The organism is Allostigmatella hybrida (assembly GCF_020103775.1).
GTDB lineage: Bacteria > Myxococcota > Myxococcia > Myxococcales > Myxococcaceae > Hyalangium > Hyalangium aurantiaca.
The window spans coordinates 139,257-162,474 of record NZ_JAHXBH010000013.1 but is presented as its reverse complement, the minus strand read 5'-3'; the positions used below and the strand labels follow the sequence as shown (position 1 = coordinate 162,474).

Sequence of the window (23,218 nt, the reverse complement as noted above, 5' to 3'; positions counted from 1 at the left end):
CGGCCCGGAGTCTACCGAAAGGGCCGCCGCTCCTCCAACCCGGAGACGGCGGCCTCATGCGAAACAGGGGGTTGGCGGCTCAGGGCTGCTCGGCGGCGAGCGCGCGGAGGGCCTGGGTGATGTCGGAGAGCTGCGGCACGGAGGCCATCTCCAGCGGGTCGGCCAGGCCGATGCCGGGCAGGAACTTGCCCGCGAGCAGCCGGGGCGGGGCGAGCAGCTTGTAGAACAGCTCCTCCACGGTGCGGCGCACCAGGTGCTCGCCGAAGTTCGTCACCTCGGTGTCCTCGTTCACGAACAGCACGCGCCCCGTCTTCTCGATGGAGCGGCGGATGAGCTCCCAGTCGTAGGGCCACAGCGAGCGCAGGTCGATGACCTCCGCGCTCACCCCCTCCTCGCGCAGGGTGTCGGCGGCCTTCGCGCACAGGGGCAGGGTGCGCCCGTAGCTGACCACCGTGAGCTGGGTGCCCTCGCGCACCACCTTGCCCTGGCCGATGGGCACCGCGTACGGCTCCAGCGCGGGCCACTGCGGCTTCCACGCCGAGCGGTCCCCCAGCGGCGCGTCGATCATCTTCGACAGCTGCCGCTCATCCTCGGGCTCTCCGGGGATGCGCTCCTCGCCCTTGACGCGCAGGAGCGCCTTGGGCTCCAGGAACATGACGGGGTTGATCTCCTGGCAGGCGGAGATCATCAGCCCGTAGGCATCCAGCGGGTTGGAGGGGATGACGATCTTCCAGCCCGGGATGTGGGTGGCCGTCGCATCGAACGAGTGCGAGTGGTAGATGGAGCCGCGGATGCCGCTGCCCACGGGCGTCTTCACCACCATGGGCAGGTTCCAGTCGCCGTTGCTGGCCCAGCACGTGTTGCCGGCGACCTTCAGCAGGTCGATGGTGTTGAAGATGTAGTCGGCGAACTGGATCTCCGCCACGGGCCGCTGGCCCGCCATGGCCAGGCCAATGGCGGTGCCGATGATGCCGCGCTCGTCCAGCGGGGTGTTCCAGGCGTTCTTCAGGCCCTGGGTCGCCGTGAAGACGCCGCCCAGGGGCGCGCCCACGTCCTCGCCGAAAATGTCCATCACGCCGAGGTTCTCCTCGGCGTAGTGCAGGGCCATCCGGATGGCCTGTGCCATGTTGGCCATGGTTATTTCTTCTCCGCGTAGACGTGGTTCCAGAGGGTTTCGGGACCGGGCAGGGGCTCGTCCCGGACGAGGCGCGCCGCGGCGGCGAGCTCCTCGGTGTAGCGGTTGCGCAGCGCGTCCATCTGTTCCCGGGTCAGCACGCCTTCGCCTTCCAGCCGGGTCTCGAACTCCTTGAGGCAGTCCACCTCGTGGGTGACGAAGTTGGCCCCGGAGGCGGAGGAGTGGCCGTACAGGCGCGACACCTGGGCCTCCAGCAGGAACGGCTTGCGCTCCTGGCGCACGTACTCCATCGCCTCCTTCAGCTCGCGGTAGGCGGTGACGGGATCATTGCCGTTGATGGTCTTGCTGCGGATGTTGAAGGCGCGCCCGCGGTCGGCGACGTGCGTCTCGCCGTGCTGGTCCTCCGCCGAGGTGGAGATGCCCCAGTGGTTGTTGGTGACGATGATGAGGATGGGCAGCGGGTTGGCGGGGCGGCTGCTCCAGATGAGGCAGGAGGCGAAGTCTCCCTCGGCCGTGCCGGCGTCGCCGCCGGTGACGATGGTGATGCCGTCGCCGCCGTGCCGCTTCTGGGCCATGGCCGTGCCGGGGGCGATGGCGTACTGCACCTCGATGGGGGAGGAGACGGGGGCGATGTTCCACTCCCGCTTGGAGAAGTGGCCCGCGAAGTTGCGCCCGCCCGAGTACGGGTCCGAGGCGGTGTTCTTCATCTGCCGCAGGGCCCCGATGGGGTCCTCGCCCAGCGCTAGCATGGTGGCCGACTGCCGGTAGTGCGCGTGCAGGTAGTCGAAGGCGGGCCCCTGGCCCTTCTTCATCAGCAGCCCGAGCGGGACGTTGAAGGCTTCCTCGCCGGGGCCGCCGATCCAGAAGAACCCATGGCCCTGCTTGTACATCTGGATGAGGCGCTCCTCGAGGACGCGCGCCTTCACCATCAGATCATGGATGCGGACGAGCAGCTCCCGGTCGAGCGTGAGGGCGGAGGCTTCTTCGCGATTGAGCAGGCGGGGTCGTGACACGCGCGGCTTCCTCTCGAATGGGAGAGCGCTCCCTATAACCCAAAGCCGGCCGGTGCACTCAAGCGCCGCGCGCACGGAGATGTTTTTGGATCGACGGAGCCCGGTGCCGCGTTGCGGCAAGCGGCACGGCCCCGTCAAGCCCTGCCCGTAGGGCCCGCGAGGCCCGCCCGGACAGCAGGCAGGCGGAGGCCCTCCCCTGCGGGAGAGGCCCGGGATCTGTGACAATTCCGTGGGGGAACCGGTGAATCCGGGGGAGAGGCCCCTGTCTGCGAGCCTGGAAAGCCCGGGGACTCGCACTTGTGAACAAGTGCGCTAGAGTCACGCAAACTTTTTCTTCAGATGGGCCGCGTTCCCCTCCCGCGGCCTGCAGCCAGGTGGGTCCTTGAAGACGAATACACGCCTTGCCCCTGTCCCTGAGGACACCGCTTCCGAGCCGCTGCCATCCCGGGCGACGGGCACCGTCCCCCGCTACGAGCCCACCGGCACGCATCAGCACGCGCAGTTCACCAGCACGACCGTCGCCGCGCCGGTGGCCGGAGAGATGACGGGCACCATCGTGGCGCCGCTCGAGGCGGGCGAGCTGCCCGATGTCGCCTCCATCCGCGGGTTGCGGCTGGATCAGATCCTCCTGCTCACCACCGCGGCGCTCGTGCTCGTCATCGTCGGCCTGCTGACGGCGCTCTCGGCGGTGTCCACCACGTCCCAGTTCGAGGAGGCCTCGGCCACCTTCACCGAGCGGACCCAGAACCACGCGCGCGAGCTGGGCCAGACGGTGAGTCACACCCTGGCGCTCACCTCCGCCACGTCCCTGCGCGACAACAACTACGCGTTCCTGACGGACGTGGCGCGCGCCATCATCGCCGCCAACCGCAACATCCTCCGCGTGCAGATGTTCGACGCGGACAGCCTGCTGGTGGCCGACTCGGATCCGGACGCCAAGCTGGGCACGGCCTCGGGCGGCCGCAAGGCCGAGCGGGCCATCCAGGGCGCGGTCTTCAAGAACCGGCCCGTCTACGAGTTCCAGGAACCCCTCGACTACGGCTCCCAGAGCGGCAAGGGGCTCATCGTCATCAGCTACTCGCTCGACGAGCTCCAGCACCAGCTCCACGTGCTCAAGGAGAACAAGGACGACGCGCTGCGCACCACGATTCGCAACGCGCTCATCCTGGGGCTGGGCTTCGTGCTGCTGGCCAGCGTGGTGGCCGCCATCCAGAGCCGCCGCATCACCCGCCCGCTGGGCGTGCTGACGCGGCGGGTGATGCAGCTGGCCGCGGGTGACTTGAGCGCCCGCGCCGGCCAGGCCACGGGCGCCGGGCGCGAGGTGCGCACCCTGAGCCTCGTGTTCAACCACATGGCCGAGCGCATCAAGGTCCTCCTGGAGGACGTGCGCTCCAAGGCGCAGCTGGAGCGCGAGGTGTCGCTGGCGCGCACCGTCCAGGAGACGCTGCTGCCGGGCCGCGAGGCGTTCCAGATGGGCACCATGCGCATGGCGGGCGTCGTCGTCACCGCGGATGCGTGCGGCGGTGACTGGTGGTTCCGTGCGCCCCTGGACGAGCAGCGCGTGGTGGTGGGCGTCGGAGACGTCACCGGCCACGGCCTGTCCACGGCGCTGGTGGCCACCAGCGCCACCAGCGGCTTCGCCTCGGCCATGACGATGCGCGAGCCGGACCAGCTCAACTCCCAGGTGCTCATCAGCGCGCTCAACATCACCCTGGCCCACCTGGGCCGCGGCGAGTACCAGATGTCCAGCGCCCTGGCCGTCATCGACGTGCACACGGGCCTCATCGACTACGCGGCGGGCGGCCACCCGGCCGCGTGCGTCTACAACCGCCTGTCCGGGCAGTTCGCCTCGCTGCCCGCCCGCGGGCCGCTGCTGGGCGCCTCCGTGTCCTCCCAGTACTCCTCGCGCCAGGCCCAGCTCCGGCCCGGCGACATCATCGTCTGGTACACGGACGGGCTCACCGAGGCGCGCGATGCGGCCGGCAAGCTCTACGGCACCCAGCGCCTGGGCGCCGCCGTCCAGACCAACGCCCAGCTCACCGCCGAGGGCCTGCGCGACGCCATCCTGGCGGACGTGCGCGCCTTCAGCGCGGGTCAACCGCAACGCGATGACATCACCGTCGTCGTCGCCGAGTTCAGCACTGCCTCCTAAGCCTGGAAACCGAATGAGCCGCATGTCTAGACCCCCCTCGGCGCGCCGCCTTGCCGCGGCGCTGGCGCTCACCTCTTTGCTCTCGGGCCCGGTGGCCTTCGCCCAGTACCGTCCGCCGCCGCTCACCGAGTCCCAGCTCCTGGTGAAGGAGGCGGAGACCGTGCAGGTGGCGGCCAGCGCCGCCGTCGCCTCGGGCAACAAGAAGGAGGCGGAGGAGAAGCACCGCAAGGCGCTCCAGCTCTTCGAGCAGGCGCTGGCCATTGATCCCAACTCGGCCGCCGCCGGCGCGGGCCTGGGCGCCTCGGCCAACGCGCTGAACGACTATGCCCGCACCGCCGCGAAGCTGCCGGTGCTGAGCGCCGCCAACCCGGAGGACCTCTCGCTGACGTTCCCGCTGGGCGTGGCCTTCTTCAAGCTGCGCCGCTTCCAGGAGGCGGTGCCGCTCCTGGAGAGGGTGTCGGAGAAAAACGCCCCCGAGCACCTCATCGTCAACTACTACCTGGGCTCGTACTATCTGCACGGCCGGCGCGGGGACCTGGCCATCGCCAAGTTCCAGCAGTACCTGGCGCAGCGGCCCGCGAAGCTGGCCGTCAACGACTACCAGATCCACGAGCTCATCGGTCAGGGCCAGCTCCTGCGCCGGGACGTGGCCGCCGCGCGCGCGGCCTTCCAGCAAGCCCAGAAGGGACGGCCCGAGTCCGTCACCGCGCAGATGGGCCTGGCCTCCGTGCTGGAGCTGGAGGGCAAGGAGGAGGATGCGCTGACGCTGGTGGAAGGGCTCGTGGAGCGCTTCCCGCAGGCCAAGGAGCCCAAGGAGCGCCTGGGCCGGATGTTCCTGCGCGAGGGCAACGTGGCGGGCGCGGAGAAGCAGGCCCTGGCGCTGGTGAAGCTGGAGGGCACCGCCTCGGCGCACCTGCTGCTGGGCGACGTGCGGCTCGCGCAGAAGCAGCCCAAGGAGGCCGAGGCCCAGTTCCGCAAGGTGCTGGAGATGGCGCCTGGCGTGGTGGCCGCGCAGATCGCCGTGGGCAAGGCCCTGCAGGCGCAGGGGCGCAACGAGGAGGCCATCAAGTACCTCGAGGCCGCGCTGGAGAAGGACGGCGGCAACCTGGAGCTGTGGGCGTCGCTGGGCTCCGTCAACCGCCGCGCGGGCCGCTTCCAGCGCGCGGTGGAAGTGCACCGGCGCCTCGTGGAGCTGGCCCCGCAGCAGGCCCTGGGCCACGTGCTGCTGGGCGCGGACCACTTCGCCACCGGTCAGTGGGACCAGGCCATCGAGGACTACGCCAACGCGCTCCGGGTGGAGCCCAACCACGCGGGGGCCCAGCACTGGCTGGCCCAGGCGCTGGCGCACCGGGCGCGGGGCCGCGCGGACACCAACCGCCTGGATGACGCGGCGCGGGACCTGCGCCGGGCGTTCGATCTCGAGCGCAGCGCGGCCATGTCCCGCCGGCTGGGCGCGGCGCTGCTGGAGCAGCGCGCCTTCGCGCAGGCCCGGCCGGTGCTGGAGCAGGGCGTGACGCTGGAGGGCGCCACCTGGCGCGAGCACTGGCTGCTGGGCTACGCGTACCTGGGCGAGGGCAACGCCGAGGCCGCGCTGCGCGCCTTCATCCAGGCCGAGAAGCGCACCGAGGAGCCCTCGGACCTGGCGGATGTGTCCGTGGGCGCGGCGCTCGCGGAGGTGGAGCTGGGCCGCGTGGACGACGCGGTGGAGCGCCTCACCGAGCCCGGCCCCTCCAAGGCGGCCCGGCAGCTGGCGGAGGCCAACCTGCCGCTCATGCTGCTGCGCCGCGCGCTCACGCGCCTGGAGTCCGGGGACGTGGAGAACGCGCGCAAGGACGTGGACCTGACGGAGAAGTTCAACCTGGCCAAGCAGCAGGACCTGGCCAAGCTGGCGCTGCTCACCCGGGCGCTCGTCCAGGCCGAGCAGGGCCGCTTCGCCGAGGCCAGTCCCCTCATCAAGCGCGCGCTGACGCCCATGCCCACCTGGGCCGAGCCCAACACGCGCGCCCTGGCGGAGGCGTATGTCCTCTACCGCAAGGGCCAGGTGCCCTTCGCGCGCAAGGCGCTGGCCGCCGCCTCGAAGAAGCCCTCGTCCTGGCAGGCCAAGTGGATCGCCTCGCTGGCCAACGCGCTCCACCGGCTCGAGGGGGAGCGCGCCTACGCCACGGGCAACTTCAAGCTGGCCGAGAAGGCCTTCAAGGCCGCGCTGGCCAGCGCGCAGGAGGACGCCGCGCTGCAGAACAACCTCGCGTGCGTGAACTACGGCAAGCGCAAGTTCGCCGACGCCACGGCCGTGTGGCGCAAGCTGGAGTCCTCGGTGCCCATGGCCTCGTTCAACCTCGGCATCGACGCCCAGCGCCGCAATGAAATCCCCGAGGCGGTGGAGTCCTACCGCCGATACCTGACCGCTGGTGGCCCCCGCGTGGCGGTGGCCCGCGAGTGGCGTGACCGGCTGATGGCCCTGCACGGCCTGGGCGGCGCCGCCGCCCCCGAGGCCAACGAGGCCACCGCCACGGAGACCCTGCCATGAAGACCCCCCGTTTCCTGATGCTTGGACTGGCCGTACTCTGTGCCTGGACCCCCGCCGCGTGGGCGGAGAAGAAGGCCACGCTCGGCGTGTTCCTGCCCACCACGCTGACCGATGGCCAGGAGCGCTTCACCTTCGCCGAGAGCCTGGCGTCGCAGCTGAGCACCGTGCTCGGGCAGCCCGTGGCGGCCAAGAGCTTCGGCCGCTACGAGGACTTCGACAAGGCGGTCAAGGATGGGCTCGTCGACTTCGCGGTGGTGGACGCCCTGTCCGCGGTGCAGATGGAGGAGAAGGCCACCCCCCTGGCCTTCGCCGCGCTCGCGGGGGAGACGGCCCAGCGGTGGGCCCTCATCTCCAACATGAAGGGGAGCGTGAAGGACCTGAAGGGCAAGCGGCTGGCGCTCACCCGAAGCGCGGGGGGCCTGGATGCGAAGTTCGTCTCCCGCGTCGTCTTCGGAGGAGACCTGCCTGAGGACCACTTCGGGAAGCCCATCCTGGTGCCCAACGTGGAGTCGGCGCTGAAGATGCTGGAGGCCAAGGGGGCGGAGGCCGCGCTGGTGCCGCTGTCGCACGTGCCCAAGGACGTGCGCGTGCTCTTTCGCAGCATCAAGGTGCCAGGGGCGGTGCTGGTGACCCTGCGGCCCGGCGAGCTGGCCGAGAAGCTGCCGAAGCTGGAGCCCGTGGCGCCCTTCAGCGGCTTCTTGCGGGTGCAGGGCAAGGAGTTCGAGGACTTCCGCAAGCTGGTCCAGAAGGGGCCCGCCCCGCGCCAGCCGGCCCTCGTCGAGTCGCCGCAGCTGCGCGTGGACACCGACGCGCTGGTGCGCTCCGGGCAGCTCACCCCCGTGCTGCCCTCCTTCACGAGCGTGATGGACGTCTCGTCCGAACAGCCGGACGACTGAGGATCCAGGCCTCAGAACAGGGCAGGGCGCCGGGGCGGCGCATCGCTCCGGGGCAATCCCTTGGCGCAAGTGAAGACAGTAGGGTAACTTGAATTCAACAGTCTGGGTGTTTACGAGCGGACCCTTGGCGCAGAGGGCCTCCTCCCGCACCCGGATGCCGTACGGGCCTCACCCGGTTTGGCTGCTCCACTGGCGGATGTGAGAATGATGCACTCGACTGTATTCGACTGGCCGCGACGCATCGCGGCAAGGGCGTTCCTGCAGTTTCCCCTGGTCGTTGGCGTATGCGTAATCATGGGCCTCGCCGCCGGCAATGCCGAGGCACAAACAAAGCCGAAGCCCACCAAGCGCCGGCCGGGGACATCCAAGAAGGCCCCGCCGCCACCCCCCGCGCCCGTCGTGGCCCCTCCGGCCGACGATTTCGGCACCGATGAGCCGATGACGGGCGGTGACGCGCCGTCCTCCACGCCCGCCGCGAACACGGGCAGCGTGCCGCCCCCGTCCGACTACCGGGCGCGCGAGCCCATTCCGGACTCCGTGCTGGCGGATCCGGCCCCCGTGCCGCCGCCCCCGGCCCCGGTGGCCGCGCCCAAGCAGACCGCGGTGAAGCCCGCGCAGCAGGACCGGGTGCCCCCTTCGGCGCCCTTCACGGATCCCGCCTCGTCGCGGGCGCTGCCGCCGCCCTCGGGCCTGGCGGGCCTGGACCTGCCGGATCCCGCCGGGGATGCCTCCTCCATCGAGGACTCGGTGAACGCGCTGCTCAGCGAGGCGGTGGTGACGACCGCCTCCAAGCGCCGCCAGCGCATCAAGGACGTGCCCATGACGGTGGCGTGGATCCCCGCCGAGGAGCTGGAGGGCACGGGCGCCTTCACGCTCTGCGAGGCGATCCAGTACTTCCCCGGCCTGGAGTGCCGGCGTGGCTCCATGCGCAAGGCGGCGGTGAGCGCGCGCGGCCTTGGCTCCAACTACCTGTCCAACCGGCTGCTGCTCCTGAAGGACGGCCGGCCGCTGACGGACCCCTGGACGGGCCAGTTCTACGCGGATGAGACGACGCCGCTGTCGAACCTCAAGCAGGTGGAAGTGATTCGCGGCCCCGGCTCCTCGCTCTACGGCTCCAACGCCTTCAGCGGCGTCATCAACCTCATCGAGCGCCAGCCCTCGGACCTCATCAAGGAGGGCCGCAACGTGGGCTTCGACGGCCGCGTGCTGGCGGGGCAGGACAGCACCTTCCGCGTGAACGCCACGGCGGCGGGCCGGGGTGGCCCGGTGGAGGCGCTGGCCAGCTACTACGGCTTCGGCTCGGATGGCCCGCAGCTCTTCAACAACCCGCAGACGGGCTTGGTGGACACCAACCAGGACTCGCAGGTGCACCAGATCAGCGGCAAGGTGAAGGTGGGCGCGTTCGCGCTCGACGCGGACTTCACCGACGCGGAGATCGGCCGTCCCGGTGGCACGCAGATCTCCACCGTGGGCAACTGCGGCCGGTGCCACTACACGCCGAGCGACACCGAGAACGTGCAGAACCTCAACGCCGCGGCCCAGGTGGACAAGCAGGTGTCCGAAAACCTGCGCGTCTTCGGCCAGGCCTACACGCTCTACAAGCGGCGCGTCGTGGACCAGATGAACATGATCACCGGCAAGCTGGAGCCGGCGCTGGGCAAGCGCCGCCGCTACGGCGCCGAGGCGCGCGCGCTGCTCACCGCGGGCAACTTCAACGTCACCTTCGGCGGCGACGTGAAGGACGATCTCGTCAACAACCAGAACGTCCTGGCCGGGCTGACGATGGATGACACCACGCAGAGCATCCTCGGCGGCTTCGTGGACGCGGAGTACCGGCCGATGAGCCGCCTGGTGCTGGGCGCCGGCGTGCGCTACGACGCGTACCTCATCCCCGAGCAGGTGTGGACCGAGCGCACCAACCAGCTCTCGCCCCGCGCCAGCGTGGTGTTCCACGCGCTGCCGGAGCTCACGCTGCGCACGAACTACGGGCGCGCCTTCCGGGCCCCCACGCTCGCCGAGCTCGCCATCAACCAGCAGATGTACGCGGCCACGCTCCTGGGCAACTCCGCCCTCCGGGCCGAGACGCTGGACACCTACGAGGCGGCGGTGGACTACTGGGCCTTCGACCGGCGCATGCGCCTGACGGCCACGGGCTTCTACAACCGCGCCAAGAACTTCATCAACCAGAACCTCGTCTTCGGCTCCACCTCGCAGTTCCAGAACATCGGCGATGCGCAGGTGGTGGGCATCGAGGCGGAGGTGGCCGCGCAGCTGCCCGCCGCCAACTCCTCGTTCGACGTGGCCTACCAGTACCTGGATGCGAGATCCCAACCGTACGGGGACGGGCCGTCCGCCCAGCTCGACTACGCGCCGCGCCACCGCGTCTACGCGCGCGCCCGGACCAACATCGGCAAGGTGGGCTTCGCCGAGGTGTACGCCCTGTACGTGGGCCAGCGCTTCGATCCGGGCTTCCTCGTGGAGTCCACCGGCGAGGTCAGCCGCGTGAAGCTGCCGGACTACGTGACGGCGAGCGCCCGGGTGGGCGTGAACATCAACGAGGGCGTCTCCGTGTCGCTGCTGGGCACCAACCTGTTCGACTCCCAGTACGAGGAATCGCACGGCTTCCCGGCGCCGCCCCGCGGCGTCTACAGCGAACTCAAGCTTCGCTACTAATGCCCTTGAGAGCCCCGACCCAGGTGGGGCCCCCCCGCGGGCTCCTGCTGATTGCCGACCCCTCGCTGGCGCCCACGGTGCTCGAGCAGGTGGCCCCCACGCTCGCGCGCGGGGGGGTGGCCCTTCAGACGGGCCTCGACGGGGCGGAGGCGGCGCGCCATGCCCGGAGGCTCGTGCTGTTCGACGGGCTGCTGGGTCCGGCGCACGCCGACCTCCTGTCGCGTGAGCCGCCCGCGCTGCTCCTGGCCACCCGGGGCGCGGAGCGGGGGCCGACGGACTGGGAGGCGATGTTGCTGGGCGCGGTGCTGCGCGGGGGCTCCCTGGTTCCTGAGCAGGGGAGCGTGGTGCGCCAGCGGCTGACGCGCCTGGTGGACATCCAGCACGCGGCGGAGGCTGCCTCCATGGTGGTGGAGGAGGCAGGCGGCACGCGGACGGCGGCCACCCTGGCGGCGGATGTGCTGCACGAGCTGGCCGTCAATGCGATGTTGGATGCGCCCGTGGACGCGCAGGGGCAGCCGAAGTATGCCCACCGGCGCACCGAGGTGAAGGAGATCGACGCGGAGGATGCCTGCGAGCTGGCGCTGTCGGTGGCCGAGGGCCGCATCTATCTGGAGGCGGTGGACCGGTTCGGGCGGCTGACGCCCCGGCCGTTCGTGCAGGCGCTGGCCTCGTATGGCAAGCGGGTGCAGGTGAATGCCTCCGGCGGAGGCGCGGGACTGGGATTGCGGCGGATGATCGAGCACAGTGATGCCATTGCCGTGCACGTGAGCCAGGGGCGGGAGTCTCGGGTATTGTGCGCGGTGGACCTGGGTGAGGCGCGCCGCCGGGCCGCGCTCCCCAAATCGCTGCTGTTCTGCATGGAATGAGGGTAGGGACGGTGGAGAACCAGGGTTCGAACGCAAGCATCAGCCGATCCCGGGTGGGGAACATCTCCCACGTCCGGGTTTCTGGCGTCATCGACGAGACGTTCCCGCTGTCGTCCACCTCCCCGGACCTCACCGGCATCGTCATCGTCGATCTCGGGTGCGTGGACCGGATCAGCTCATTCGGTGTGCGCAAGTGGATCGAGTTCGCCTCCAAGCTCCCCAACGGCGCCATCAGCCTGTACGTGGTCTACGCCCCCCCGGTGGTGGTGGACCAACTCAACATGGTGGAGGGCTTCTCGGGCGTCTCGCGCGTCCTGTCGGTGCTGGCGCCCTACACCTGCCGCACGTGCAGCGAGGACCGGCTGCGCGCCATCAACCTCGTGGATGACGCGCAGCTCATCTCCGAGAACCGCGCCCCGGAGCACACCTGCCCGGTGTGCGCCCAGTCCCTGGAGTTCGCGGACCTTCCCAGCGAGTTCTTCGACTACGCGCGCAGGCAGCACCTGGGCACCGTGGACCCGGTGGTGCTGCGCTACCTGCGCCTGGCCGCCGCCTCCGAGCCCCTGGACCTGCCCTCGCACCTGAAGACGGTCCAGGACGACATCACCTACATCACCCTGGCGAGCGTCATCCGGGGCGACCTCAACGTGCGCCGGCTGGCCTCGGGCCTGGAGGGGCGCGTCGCGTTCGACTTCTCGCACGTGGCGAAGGTGGAGCTCGAGGGCGTGGTGAAGCTGGAGCAGGTGCTGGACACGGCCGCCAAGGGCGCCCAGGTGGTGCTCTGCCGGGTGCCGCCCTTGGTGATGGCCCCGCTGGCCAAGTCCGGCAAGCCGCTGCCGGCGCGCCTGCACTCCCTGTGGCTGCCGTACGAGTGCCAGAACTGCGGCCAGCTGCACCACCAGCGCGCCCACGCCGCGGACTTCGTCGAGCAGCTGCGCGCCAACGAGGGCCAGGAGCGCCCCTGCGTCATCTGCGGCGGCGCCTCGCGGCTGTCCAACATCCCCAACCTGACGCAGATGCTCGCGCGCCTGCCGATGACGGATCAGCCCCTGGAGGACGTGGAGGCGCTGGAGGCCAAGGCGCTCACCCAGTTCCTCTTCGGCGCCGTCAACGCCGAGGCCCAGGCCGCCGGCGGCGGCAACCACACGGACATCAGCAGCTCCCACGGCGGCAGCAAGCTGCAGATCATCCGCCGGCTGGGGCAGGGCGGCATGGCGGAGGTGTTCCTCGCCAAGCAGGTGGGCGTCAAAGGCTTCGAGAAGTTCGTGGTGATGAAGAAGATTCTCGCGCAGTTCGCCGAGAATCCCGAGTTCGTGGACATGCTCTTCGCCGAGGCCCGGGCGAACGCGCGGCTCACGCACCCCAACGTCGTGCAGACCTTCGACGTGGGCGTCACCGATGGCGTGGCGTACATCCTCATGGAGTACGTGCGCGGCCCGGACCTCAAGCGGCTGATGAACGACTTGCGGCGCAAGGGGCTGGCCCTGCCCATGGAGCACGCGCTGCGCATCGTCGCGGAGACGGCCGCGGGCCTGCACTACGCCCACAGCTACGTGGACCCGGCGGGCAACGCCCACCCGGTGGTGCACCGCGACGTGAGCCCTCACAACGTCCTCATCTCGCTCGATGGCGCCATCAAGCTGAGCGACTTCGGCATCGCCAAGGTGCAGGGCGAGGACCACACGCAGGCGGGCGTGCTCAAGGGGAAGATTTCCTACATCTCCCCGGAGGCGGCCGCGGGCCGTCCGCTGGACGCGCGCAACGACGTGTTCGCCCTGGGCGTGGTGCTCTTCGAGCTGCTCACCGGCACGCTGCCGTTCCGCCGGGACCATGACGCGGCCTCGCTCAACGCGGTGGTGCGCGAGCCGGCGCCCGTGCCCTCGCAGCTCAAGCCGAGCATTCCCCAGGACGTGTCGGACCTCATCCTGCGCGCCCTGGTGAAGGACCCCTCGCGGCGCACGCCCTCGGCGGCGGCGCTGCGGGAGGAAATCGAGGCGGTGATGGCCCACCACCGCCTCAACTCCTCGCCGGCCGCGGTGGCCCAGTTCTTCAAGGACACGCTGGCGGACCGGCTGGCCGAGTACGCCCCGGCCGTGGCCTCCTCGGGCTCGGGCTCGCACCCGCGCATCCCCTCGGGCGCCACGGATGCGTCCTCGGCGCGGCTCGCCGGGGCGGTGGCCAACTCGGGCACGGGCTCCGGCTCGCGCCAGAACCTGACGGGCTCGCGGCCCGGCACGGGGGCCACCGGCTCGCGCGCCTCGGGCAGTGGTCCCCGGGCCATTCCCCCCCCCGCGCCGCAGGCCGCGCCCACCGAGGGCGCGCCGAGCGCCTCCCGGGGCGAGGCCCGGTCCGCCGCGAGCCCCAGCCGTCCCAGCCAGGTCGCCATGCGCCCGGTGTCCCCGGCCACGGGGGCGCACCCCCCGGTGAGCAGCTCCACCCGCTCGGGCATCCGGGCCATGCCGCCCGCGGCCCCGCCGCCGCCCGCGGCCCCGGCCCGGCCGTCCACGATGGTGCCCTCGGTGGCCCCGCCGCCCGCCCGCGCCAGCACGCAGATGCCCTCCGTTCAGGGGAGCGTCCCGCGTTCCACCCAGCAGATCCCCACGCAGTCTCCCCCCTCGCGGATGGCCATCCCGGCGGTCGCGCCCGCCCCGGCGCCCCTGCCGCCCCCGGCCCCGGTGCCCGCGGCTTCTCCCCTGTCCCAGGTGTCTCCGGCCGCCGTGGCGGCCCCGCGGCGCTCGCCCCGCCTGTGGATCGCCCTGACCGTGGGGGCCGTGGTGCTGGCCGCCGTGGGGGTGGGCGCCTTCTTCCTCTTCCCTTCGGAGGAGGGCATCCGGGTGGTCAACCTGCGGCGCGGCGAGCACCTCTACATCGACGGGCACCGGATCGAGGGCAACCTGCGCCTGACGCAGCCCGAGGAAGTGCTCGTCTCCACCGTGCTCCGGGGCCGGGTCCAGCGCTTCGGCCGGATGACGATCGAGGACCGCCTGGACGTGTACTCCATCCCCGAGGTGCCGATGATTTCGGGCAATACCCCCGGCACGCTGCTCTCGGAGCCCCTGCCAGGGTGCCAGCTGAAGGCGGGCGATAAGACGCTGTCCGGGGATGCGCCCCTGAAGCTGTCCATCGAGGCGAGCAAGGAGCTGCAGGTGCTCGTCTCCTGCCCGGGCCAGCCGGAGCGCTCGCAGTGGGTGATGGCGGTGCCCGGCCAGGAGGTCCAGCTGAAGCTCCGGGGCCAGCCGTGAGGCGCCCTATCCAGCAGGTGTGGTGCTCAATTCTCCAGGTTGGAGAAGTTGTGTTAATGTCCGTAACTCGACGTTCTGACGCATGGACTCGCCCGGGGCTCACGGCGGTCCGGTGGTCCTCGGGTTTGGCGCATCTTCTTTAGGGCAGGGTATGGTTAAAAAGATCCTGATCGGCATAGGTGGATTGGTCGCGCTGGTGGTGGTGGCGGCCGTGGCGTTGTTCCTGGTGGCGAGCTCGAAGCTCTCGGCGACCGTCGAGGCGCCGCTGCCCCCCATTACCGCGGCCACGGACGCGCAGAGCCTCGCGCGCGGCAAGCACATCTTCGAGACCATCTGTTACGACTGCCACGTGCAGGACAGCAGCAACCGCGCCGCGGGTGGCGTGATGCCGGACCTGCCGAAGGCCTTCGGCGCCGTCATCACGGCGAACCTGACGTCGCACCCGACGGCGGGCATCCAGGGCGTGTCGGATGGGCACCTTGCCCGGGCGATCCGCTTTGGCGTCCGCCGGGATGGGCATCGCATGGTGACGATGCCGCTGTTCGGCATGTCGGACGAGGATCTCTCGGCGGTGCTGGGCTTCCTGCGCTCCAACGACGAGATTGTCGCCCCGGATGAGCGGGTGCAGCCCGCCCCCCAGCTGTCGCCGGTGGGCAAGCTCGCGCTCGGCATGGGCCTGGCGCCGGTTCCTACCTGGCCCGCCTCGGGCATCAAGGCGCCTCCCAAGGGGCCCACCGTGGAGTACGGCGCCTACCTGGCCAACGAAGTCTACGTGTGCGCCGAGTGCCACACGCCCGGCGTGGACGGCGCGAAGGCGCGCGGGCCGGACGCCTTCAAGGGCGGCTTCAAGTTCGTGGACACCCCCGAGGGCGGCATCTACTCCACCAACATCACCTTCGGGGAGACGGGCCTGGCGAAGTACACCCTGCCGGAGTTCTCCCGCGCGCTGCAGCACGGCATCAACCGGGAGGGCATCCCCCTGCGCCTGCCGATGGTGCGCGTGCGCAACCTGGACGACGTGGACGTGCAGGCGCTCTACACCTTCCTCCAGTCGGTGCCCAAGGCGGAGGCCACGCTGCCCGCGGACGCCGCGCCGCGCGTGAAGGCCAACCTCAGCGCCGGGCCCGAGAAGCTCTTCAGCCAGCTGGGCTGCGAGCTGTGCCACGGCCAGGGCGCCAAGTACCACGAGCGCATCAAGCCCGCGGTGGGCAAGCCCGCCGCCGAGGTGGCCCGGTGGATCCGCAACCCGGAGGCCACGCTGCCGGGCACCCAGATGCCCACCTACCACGATCTGCTCAACGACGAGCAGGCGCTGGAGCTGGCCACCTGGGTCCAGACCTACGCCGCCAAGATTCCGTAAAGGGCAGGGGAGCCTCGCACTCCCCACCGCCCCCCCGCTTCACTGAACCTTTCCCCTCCCGCAGTCCGCAGTCTCAGTGCTCATGAAACGCTCCTCTCTGCTGACCGGTGCACTCTGTGCACTTCTGGTACCTGCTGCCGGTTGTGATCTGCTCTCGGTGAGTGACAACGAGAATGCCTCGGGACGGGGAGCCAAGGTGTTTGACCCCTACCAGGCGGCCGCCTCGGGGGCCATCCGCCTGAGCCTGCAGCAGTTCAACGGCTGCGCGGTGATGCCCGATGGGCAGATGGGCGCCAAGGGCGACTCGCCCGTGCCGGACAGCTACCCCACGCTGTGCCCCAGCCTGGCCACGCCCCTGAACGAGCCGACGGCCACGCTGGTGCCCCCCACGGGCCGGCTGCGCATCCAGGGCCGCACGAAGTACTTCCTCAACCAGTTCACCATCACCGACACCGTCGTGGATGTGGAGTCGCACAAGAACGCCGGGGACCTGGCCGAGCCCGTGCGGTGGATCAAGACGCAGTCCCGGTTCAAGAACCTGAACTGGAGCAACCTGGGCCAGGTGGCGGACGAGTGGAAGTTCATCCCCGCGGTGCCCGGCTCCACCCAGGACTCGTGGGCGCGCCAGGTGCTCTTCGACAACGCGGACTGGCGCAAGGTGCGGGGCGACGGGTTCAAGGTCGAGATCCTCAACGCGGACGGCACCGTGGTGGGCACGCCGGTGAGCTACGAGCGCGCCGAGTTCGTCACCGACACCTCGTCGGCCGGCCACTCGCGCATCATGTGGCGCATGGAGCGGGTGATGCCGCCCCAGTTCCCCGGCGATACGGCGGTGCACCCCACGCCGCAGCTGCCGGGCTGGCCGCCGTCGCCCCCGGTGTTCCGCACCATGGTGCGCCTGGACTTCGTGGGCAGCACCAACCCCTTCAAGACCTTCGACGTGCCGGACCTGCGCGGCCCGGGCGCCCTCCGCGTGACGTGGAGCCAGCTGCCGGACGAGCCGTTCTACTTCCCGGTGGACTTCGTGCCGCCCTCCGAGGTGGAGCCGGGGTGCACGGATGACGCGGGCAACCCCACCACGTGCGGCTTCGGTCTGGATCCGCGCCTGAAGCTCTCCAAGCCCGCCAACGGCAAGTTCTACATGCCGGGCGAGACGATGAACCTCTTCGTGGACATCCGCGACAACGAGGGCAACCGCCTGCACAACGCGCAGATGCTGCCCAGCGGCTTCGAGGCCATCACCGGCAAGAGCAACGGCCTGCTCTACACGCAGATCCCCTTCCTGGACACCCTGCTCGAGTACGACATGGTCCCGGCGGTGCAGATCGCCGGCCCCCTGCACAAGATGACGCCGCGCAGCAACCCCACCGAGAAGTCCCCGTTCTTCGGGCCGGACTTCTTCTGGGCGCTGGTGGATGAGCCGGCCACGGTGCGGCTGCCCACCGGCCAGCACTTCATGCAGTGGCCCACGCGTGTCACCCGCACGCTGCCCACCACCGCGGAGCCCGGCACGTACGTGGCCCTCATCAAGAGCAACCGCTACTTCATGGGCGAGCGCACCTCGAAGTTGAACCCCTTCTTCTTCCAGGTGGGCCAGGAGGAGCGCACCACCTATCCGAACGCGGTGGGCAACTGCCAGATCTGCCACCGCGGCGTGCTGTCGCTGGACAACCTGCGCCACGGCCTGTCGGTGGACCACGTGGAGAGCTGCAAGGTGTGCCACTCGTTCAACAACGACCTGTACAACCGGCCCCAGGACTTCGTGCACAAGATTCACATGAGCTCGCCGCGCTACCCCTCCGACAAGGGCGACTGCACCATGTGCCACCTGACGCGGGAGAGCGCGCTGCGGCCCAGCATCACCGTGTGCGCCTCGTGCCACCCCTCGGCGCACGACAACCAGTACTTCCAGGTGAAGTTCTCCAACACGGGTGAGCCGAGCCGCTTCGGCAACTGCGCCCAGAGCTGCCACGTGGACACGCCCCCCAAGGGCCACATCCTCCCCGCGAACTGATTGAAGGATTCCTTCCCGCCATGAACCGAACCCTTCGCTACGGAACCCTCCTGGCCGGCTCGCTGCTGCTGGGAGCCTGCGGCTCGGATGATGCGCCGCCCGACTCCACCCTCTACCCCACGCCGGAATACGTCGATGACGATCCGGCGCAGTCCACCTCGCAGCTGTCGGGCTTCGCGTGGGACCCGGAGGCCTTCTTCCTCAACCTGGTGAGCTGCCCGTTCCCGGACATCCGCTGCGCGCCGTTCCTGCTGGACCAGGGGCCGCTGTACGGCTTCTCCGCCATGCAGAAGTCCTCCATCGTCGCGTTTGATCCCGTCACGGGCGGGCCCACCGGCGAGCCGGTCCAGTCGGATGACCTGGGCGTGTGGTCGCTGTACGGCGTGCCCAGCCGCTCCACCGTGCCGTACTTCGTGACGGCGATGCCCACCGGCTCGCTGAGCCCCGCCGCCCAAGTCCCCAAGGGCAGCTACTTGACCACCGTCACGCTGCGTCCCGTGGTGACCCACAACAGCGTGTGCCACGTGCAGGAGGCCGCCAGCATCAGCACGGTGGGCATCCTGGAGGCGGTGGCCAAGCGCCTGACCGCTAACGGCACCAACACCACGGTGGCGGACTTCGTCAACCCCCGGCGCTTCGCGAGCGTGGTGGTCTTCTGGAACTACCAGCCGGGCTCGCCGCTGCTGCGCGCACCCGCCAGCTGCACCACCGTCAAGGCCACCGTCAACAACACCCCCGTGGGCGAGTCGTACAACGTGAACTGGGCGCCTCCGGGCGTGCTGCCCCCGTTCCTGCAGCAGTCCACGCGCGGCTACTTCGTGGATGATCAGCCCGCCACGGATGGCTCGGGCACCAAGGTGAGCGGCATGGGCATCACCGTGTTCCTGCTGCGTGCCAGCACGAGCGCGCCCCCGCAGGAGATCACCTTCAACCTGGTGGATCCGACGCCGCCGTATGATCCCGCCAACGACACCCTGGTGCCGGACCCGGACCCGACGGCGAATCCGTGCGCCCTGAAGAACCGGGTGAAGGACAAGGGCCAGATCAAGGGCGAGCAGTTCAACCCGTGGCGCTTCCAGACCATCGCCGCGCCGCCCATGCCCGGCGTCATCACCTTCGCGGGCAACCAGCTGTGGCGCAAGGACCAGCCCAACGGGCCCGAGGGCGCCGTGTCGCCCAACCTCTGCCTGCCCCTGCCGGCCCCCTGAGCGGGGGCCCCACTGGGGCGTAGGCCAGGCCTGTCCGCTCGCGCGGGCAGGCCTGTTTCATTTCCGGGAACCGCCGCGCGAGGTGCTCAGGAGGGGCGCGGCTTGTCGAACCACTTCGGCCCTTCGTCGGGCACCTCGGCCGGCGCGGACTGCGCGGCGCCGGTGCGCTCCTTCCAGCGATGCACCACATCGATGCCCTGGCGCTTGCGGCTGGCCAGGTGCTTGAACCACCGCTCGTCCATCTGCGTCAGCTCGATGTAGTTGCCGTCCGGATCCCGGATCGCCGTCATGCGGATGAAGTCCTCGGCCTGCATGGGCGGGTACGTCACCTCGACGCCGCGCTCGCGCAGCGCCTTCACCAGCCCATCCAGGTCGAACACGGTGAAGGCGAACTTCACCTGCCCGTGGCCCACCCGGGCGCCGCGGTCCAGGTGCTTCTTGGGCTCGGGGAAGATGGCGAAGTGGATGTCGCCGATCTCGCAGGCGTAGTGGACGTCGGAGTCCGGGTGGATCTCCTCCTCCAAGGGCAGGCCCAGCGTGTCGCGGTAGAACGCGGCCAGCCGGCGCGTGTCCTTCGAGACGAGCACGATGGCCGAGAAGAACTCCAGCTTTTCCATGGGGGTCAGGGGGGGAGGGCTCATGCCGGGCTTGCCTCGATGATGGAGACACCCGAGGGGGTGGCAATCACCCGATCGAGCGTCAATCCGTTGTCTGCCATCAGTGACTTCCAATGCTCCAGGGTCCGCTCTTGCCCCCCACAGACCACCAGCATCTCGAGGTCCAATAGCTTGCCGGGGGAGAACGTGTCTCCGGCCGGGAGCACGTACTCGATGGCGAGCAGCCGGCCCCGGTGCGGGAGCTGGGCCCGGCAGGCGCGGAGCACCTTGCCCGCCTGGGCATCATTCCAGTCATGCAGGATGTGCTTCAGCAGGTAGGCATCTCCTCCGGCGGGGACCGTCTCGAAGAAGCTGCCGCTCTGGTACTCGATGCGGCCCTCCAGGCGCGTGCCCTTCAGCCGGGCGCGCGCCTGCTCCAGCGCCGCGGGCCGGTCGAAGAGCACGCCTTGGACCGAGCCATGGGCCTCGAGCACGTGCTGGAGCAGTACGCCTTCGCCGCCCCCGACGTCCACCACGCGCCCGAACGCCGAGAAGTCATAGCTCTGCACGATGGCCTTCACCGCCAGGGAGGACATCTCCGCCATCGCCGAGTTGAAGAGGGTGGAGGCCTCGGGCTGCCGGTCCAGGAACTCGAACAGCGGCAGCTGGTGCGCCACCTCGAAGGCCGTTTGCCCCGTGCGAACGTTCTCGGAGAGGCCCCCCCACGCGTTCCAGTGCCAGGCCTCGCCCTGCATGACGGCCCAGTGGTACAGGCTGTCGGGGCGGTCCGAGCGCAGGTGCTCGGACATGGGCGTGAGCGTGAACTGGTCCGGCTCCACTTCGCTGAAGACCCCGAACATGGCCAGGCTGCGCAGCAGCCGGCGGGTGCTCTGCGGGTCGGTCCCAGCACGCCGGGCCAGCTCGTCCACCGGCAGCGGCCCCGCCGCCAGAAAGTCCGCCAGCCGCAGCTTCGCGGCGGCATGGAGCGCCTGGGTAATCCACGCGCCATTCAGCAGTTGGAGCAGGGCCACTCGCGGCCGGGGGGAACGTTCTCCCATGCAGGATTCCTGACGCGACGAGGGCCGCCGTCAAACGATGCAAGACAAGTATAAGCCAAGGTCAACGACGCTGAACAGGCCACTGCTGCATCGGAAGGGTCCGAATGGCACGCATCGCGGTGATTCCAGGCGACGGGGTGGGGGCCGAGGTGATGGCTCCCACGCTGCGCATCCTCCAGGCGCTGGATGTCTCGGAGGGGCTGGGGCTGGTGTTTGACACCTTCGACTTCGGGGCGGAGCGATACCTTGAAACAGGGGTGGGGCTGCCCGCGGGGCAGCTTGAGACATTTCGCCGTGAGTACGACGCCATCCTGCTGGGGGCCATCGGGGATGCGCGCGTGCCGGACGGGGCCCATGCGCGGGAGATTCTCCTGGGCCTGCGCTTCGGGCTGGACCTCTACATCAACTTCCGGCCGTGCCGTCTCTACGCGGAATCCCTCAGTCCCCTGAAGGGCAAGCGCGAGGGGCAGATCGACTTCGTGGTGTTCCGGGAGAACACGGAGGGGCCCTACACCGGCATCGGGGGCTTCCAGAAGCCCGGGACGGGGGATGAGGTGGCGGTCTCCACGGAGCTCAGTACGCGCAAGGGGGTGGAGCGCATCATTCGCGCCGCATTCGCGTGGGCCCAGAAGAAGGGCAAGCGCAGCGTGGTGCTCGGGGACAAGTCCAATGCCATCCCCGCCCACCAGCTCTGGCTGCGCGTGTTCCGGGAGGTGGCCGCCGGGTACCCGGAGCTCGAAGCGCGCCACCTGTACGTGGACAACCTGGCGCTCCAGCTCGTGCAGCGGCCCGAGACCTTCGAGGTCATCGTCACCACGAACCTCTTCGGCGACATCCTCACGGACCTGGGGGCCGCGCTGGTGGGCGGGCTGGGGCTGAGCGCCTCGGCCAACCTCAACCCGGACTCCACGCCGCTCTTCGAGCCGGTCCACGGCTCCGCGCCGGACCTCGTGGGCCAGGGGCGGGTGAACCCCATGGCCATGTTCCTGACGGCCGGGTTGATGCTGGAGGAGCTGGGCCATCCGCGGACGGCGGCCCGGCTGGAGAACGCCGTCCTCCGGGCGATCCGCGCGGGGCAGGTGACGAGGGACCTGGGCGGGACGCTCTCCACCACCGGGGTGATGGAGGCGGTGCTGCGGCACCTGGAGACCCCCGCGTAGGGGCTACCCGGCGGTCTGCTTCCGGTAGTGGCAGGCGTCCACCGCCTGGAGAATCTCCTCCTCGCGGGGGAGGCTGTCGCGGCCCTTGGCCCAGGCGAGCAGCTCCTGGCAGAGCGGCTCGTCCGAGGGCAGCCCGCGCGACTCGAGCCAGAAGCGCACGTTGCTCAGCCCGCTCATGAAGCCCACCTCGATGCGCTGCTCGCGGCCGAACTCCCGGGCGGGGATGCTGGAGTAGAGGTGGTCGGCGAGCCGGCCATCGTCCCGCCCCAGGGCCTTGATGATGGCGGAGGCGTGGACGCCCGTGCCGGTGCGGAAGGCATCCCGGCCGGAGAGGGGGTGGTTGAAGGGGATGGGGATGCGCAAGGCCTCGGAGACCTTGCGCGTGTAGTCGGCCAGCCGGGACAAGTCGTGCTCGTACCAGCCCAGCAGCTTGAGGTTGAGCAGCAGCACGTCCATGGCGGTGTTGCCCACGCGCTCGCCCACGCCCAGCCCGCAGGCCTGGAGCCGGTCCGCCCCCGCGCTCAGCGCCGCCAGGGCGTTGTCCAGGCTCAGCCCCCGGTCATTGTGGCCGTGCCACTCCACCTGGCCCGGCACGCCCGTGCTGGCGATGAGCCGCCGGGTCCACCGCACCAGCGCCCGGGCCCCCGCCGGGGTGGCATGCCCCACGGTGTCGCAGAGCACGAGCCGGCGGGCCCCGTGGCCCAGGGCCGTGCGGAAGAGCGGGTCTAGGATCTCGGGGGACGCGCGGCTCGTGTCCTCCGTGACGAAGGCGACCTCCAGGCCCTCGCGCACCGCGAGGCTGATGGCGCTGGCGGAGGCCTTGGCCAGGAAGTCCAGGTTCCACCCCTCGGCCCACTGCCGGAGCGTCGAGGCGCCGATGAAGACGTAGAGCACCACCGGCATGCCGCCCTGCTGGACCACGTCCAAGGCCTTCTCGACATCGCCGAGCACCGTGCGCGCCGCCACGGCGGGGGTGAGGGTCAGCCGCCGTGCCTGGATGTGGCGGCTCATCGCCACGGCGTCCGCCAGGGCCCGGGGGCTGGAGCAGGGCATGCCGAGGTTCACCGAGTCCACGCCGATGGCCTGGATGAGCTCCAGCAGCTCCAGCTTGTCCTCCAGGGAGGGGTGGGTCGCGGAGGGCGACTGGATGCCGTCGCGCAGCGTCTCGTCGATCAGCCCGAAGGGCTGCGGGGGACGGGGGGCCGCCTCGGCCTGGTTCCAGTCGTAGATGAGCGACTCCGGAGACGCCGGAGGGCTGCCATCCGGGGCCGGAGCGCGAGGGCTGGAAGGGGTGGACGGTCCGCTCATGGTGGCTCTC

15 protein-coding genes are annotated in these 23,218 nt (G+C 70.3%); 10 read left to right on the top strand and 5 right to left on the bottom strand.

The window, feature by feature from the left end; translation table 11 throughout:
* Nucleotides 1–79: 79 nt before the first annotated feature.
* Together KY661_RS20825 and KY661_RS20820 are read right to left on the bottom strand one after the other, a co-directional pair.
* Nucleotides 80–1,135, bottom strand: a complete 1,056-nt coding sequence (locus tag KY661_RS20825) for an alpha-ketoacid dehydrogenase subunit beta (RefSeq protein WP_225411880.1) — start codon at nucleotides 1,133–1,135, stop codon at nucleotides 80–82.
* Between the two features lie 2 nt (nucleotides 1,136–1,137).
* A complete protein-coding gene (locus KY661_RS20820; RefSeq protein WP_225411879.1) occupies nucleotides 1,138–2,148 on the bottom strand; it encodes a thiamine pyrophosphate-dependent dehydrogenase E1 component subunit alpha in 1,011 nt (336 codons plus the stop codon).
* 541 nt (nucleotides 2,149–2,689) lie between these two features.
* Between KY661_RS20820 and KY661_RS20815 the strand changes: the two genes are divergently transcribed.
* The 9 genes from KY661_RS20815 to KY661_RS20775 all read left to right on the top strand — a co-directional run bounded on the left by KY661_RS20815 (nucleotide 2,690) and on the right by KY661_RS20775 (nucleotide 19,086).
* Nucleotides 2,690–4,300 carry a PP2C family protein-serine/threonine phosphatase gene (locus tag KY661_RS20815; protein ID WP_225411907.1) on the top strand — a complete coding sequence of 537 codons (1,611 nt, stop codon included), beginning with the start codon at nucleotides 2,690–2,692 and terminating at the stop codon, nucleotides 4,298–4,300.
* A gap of 13 nt (nucleotides 4,301–4,313) precedes the next feature.
* Nucleotides 4,314–6,827, top strand: coding sequence for a tetratricopeptide repeat protein (locus KY661_RS20810; RefSeq protein WP_225411878.1), 2,514 nt, complete (start codon nucleotides 4,314–4,316; stop codon nucleotides 6,825–6,827).
* Complete coding sequence (locus KY661_RS20805) at nucleotides 6,824–7,723, top strand: PhnD/SsuA/transferrin family substrate-binding protein (RefSeq protein ID WP_225411877.1); 900 nt, start codon at nucleotides 6,824–6,826, stop codon at nucleotides 7,721–7,723. The genes KY661_RS20810 and KY661_RS20805 overlap by 4 nt, the downstream gene beginning before the upstream one ends.
* Before the next feature lie 294 nt (nucleotides 7,724–8,017).
* Nucleotides 8,018–10,396 (top strand): TonB-dependent receptor plug domain-containing protein, encoded by a 2,379-nt coding sequence (locus tag KY661_RS20800; protein WP_225411876.1) that lies wholly within the window; start codon nucleotides 8,018–8,020, stop codon nucleotides 10,394–10,396.
* A 5-nt stretch (nucleotides 10,397–10,401) separates the two neighbouring features.
* Nucleotides 10,402–11,262, top strand: a complete 861-nt coding sequence (locus tag KY661_RS20795) for a hypothetical protein (RefSeq protein WP_225411875.1) — start codon at nucleotides 10,402–10,404, stop codon at nucleotides 11,260–11,262.
* Entirely contained in the window at nucleotides 11,259–14,504 is a 3,246-nt protein-coding gene (locus KY661_RS20790) for a serine/threonine-protein kinase (protein ID WP_225411874.1), read from the top strand. The genes KY661_RS20795 and KY661_RS20790 overlap by 4 nt, the downstream gene beginning before the upstream one ends.
* Before the next feature lie 151 nt (nucleotides 14,505–14,655).
* Nucleotides 14,656–15,864 carry a c-type cytochrome gene (locus KY661_RS20785; RefSeq protein WP_225411873.1) on the top strand — a complete coding sequence of 403 codons (1,209 nt, stop codon included), beginning with the start codon at nucleotides 14,656–14,658 and terminating at the stop codon, nucleotides 15,862–15,864.
* A gap of 157 nt (nucleotides 15,865–16,021) precedes the next feature.
* Nucleotides 16,022–17,878 (top strand): hypothetical protein, encoded by a 1,857-nt coding sequence (locus KY661_RS20780; RefSeq protein ID WP_225411872.1) that lies wholly within the window; start codon nucleotides 16,022–16,024, stop codon nucleotides 17,876–17,878.
* Between the two features lie 20 nt (nucleotides 17,879–17,898).
* Nucleotides 17,899–19,086 carry a hypothetical protein gene (locus KY661_RS20775; protein WP_225411871.1) on the top strand — a complete coding sequence of 396 codons (1,188 nt, stop codon included), beginning with the start codon at nucleotides 17,899–17,901 and terminating at the stop codon, nucleotides 19,084–19,086.
* An 86-nt stretch (nucleotides 19,087–19,172) separates the two neighbouring features.
* Here the strand turns inward: KY661_RS20775 and KY661_RS20770 are convergent, their stop codons facing one another.
* Both KY661_RS20770 and KY661_RS20765 read right to left on the bottom strand, forming a co-directional pair.
* Complete coding sequence (locus KY661_RS20770) at nucleotides 19,173–19,727, bottom strand: VOC family protein (RefSeq protein ID WP_225411870.1); 555 nt, start codon at nucleotides 19,725–19,727, stop codon at nucleotides 19,173–19,175.
* Nucleotides 19,724–20,740, bottom strand: coding sequence for an acetylserotonin O-methyltransferase (locus KY661_RS20765; RefSeq protein ID WP_225411869.1), 1,017 nt, complete (start codon nucleotides 20,738–20,740; stop codon nucleotides 19,724–19,726). Before KY661_RS20765 ends, KY661_RS20770 begins: the two co-directional genes overlap by 4 nt.
* Nucleotides 20,741–20,844: 104 nt before the next feature.
* Here KY661_RS20765 and KY661_RS20760 point away from each other — a divergent pair, with 104 nt between their 5' ends.
* Nucleotides 20,845–21,900, top strand: a complete 1,056-nt coding sequence (locus KY661_RS20760) for an isocitrate/isopropylmalate dehydrogenase family protein (RefSeq protein ID WP_225411868.1) — start codon at nucleotides 20,845–20,847, stop codon at nucleotides 21,898–21,900.
* Between the two features lie 3 nt (nucleotides 21,901–21,903).
* Here KY661_RS20760 and KY661_RS20755 read toward each other — a convergent pair whose 3' ends face one another.
* Nucleotides 21,904–23,208 carry a LeuA family protein gene (locus KY661_RS20755; RefSeq protein WP_225411867.1) on the bottom strand — a complete coding sequence of 435 codons (1,305 nt, stop codon included), beginning with the start codon at nucleotides 23,206–23,208 and terminating at the stop codon, nucleotides 21,904–21,906.
* Nucleotides 23,209–23,218 lie beyond the last annotated feature (10 nt).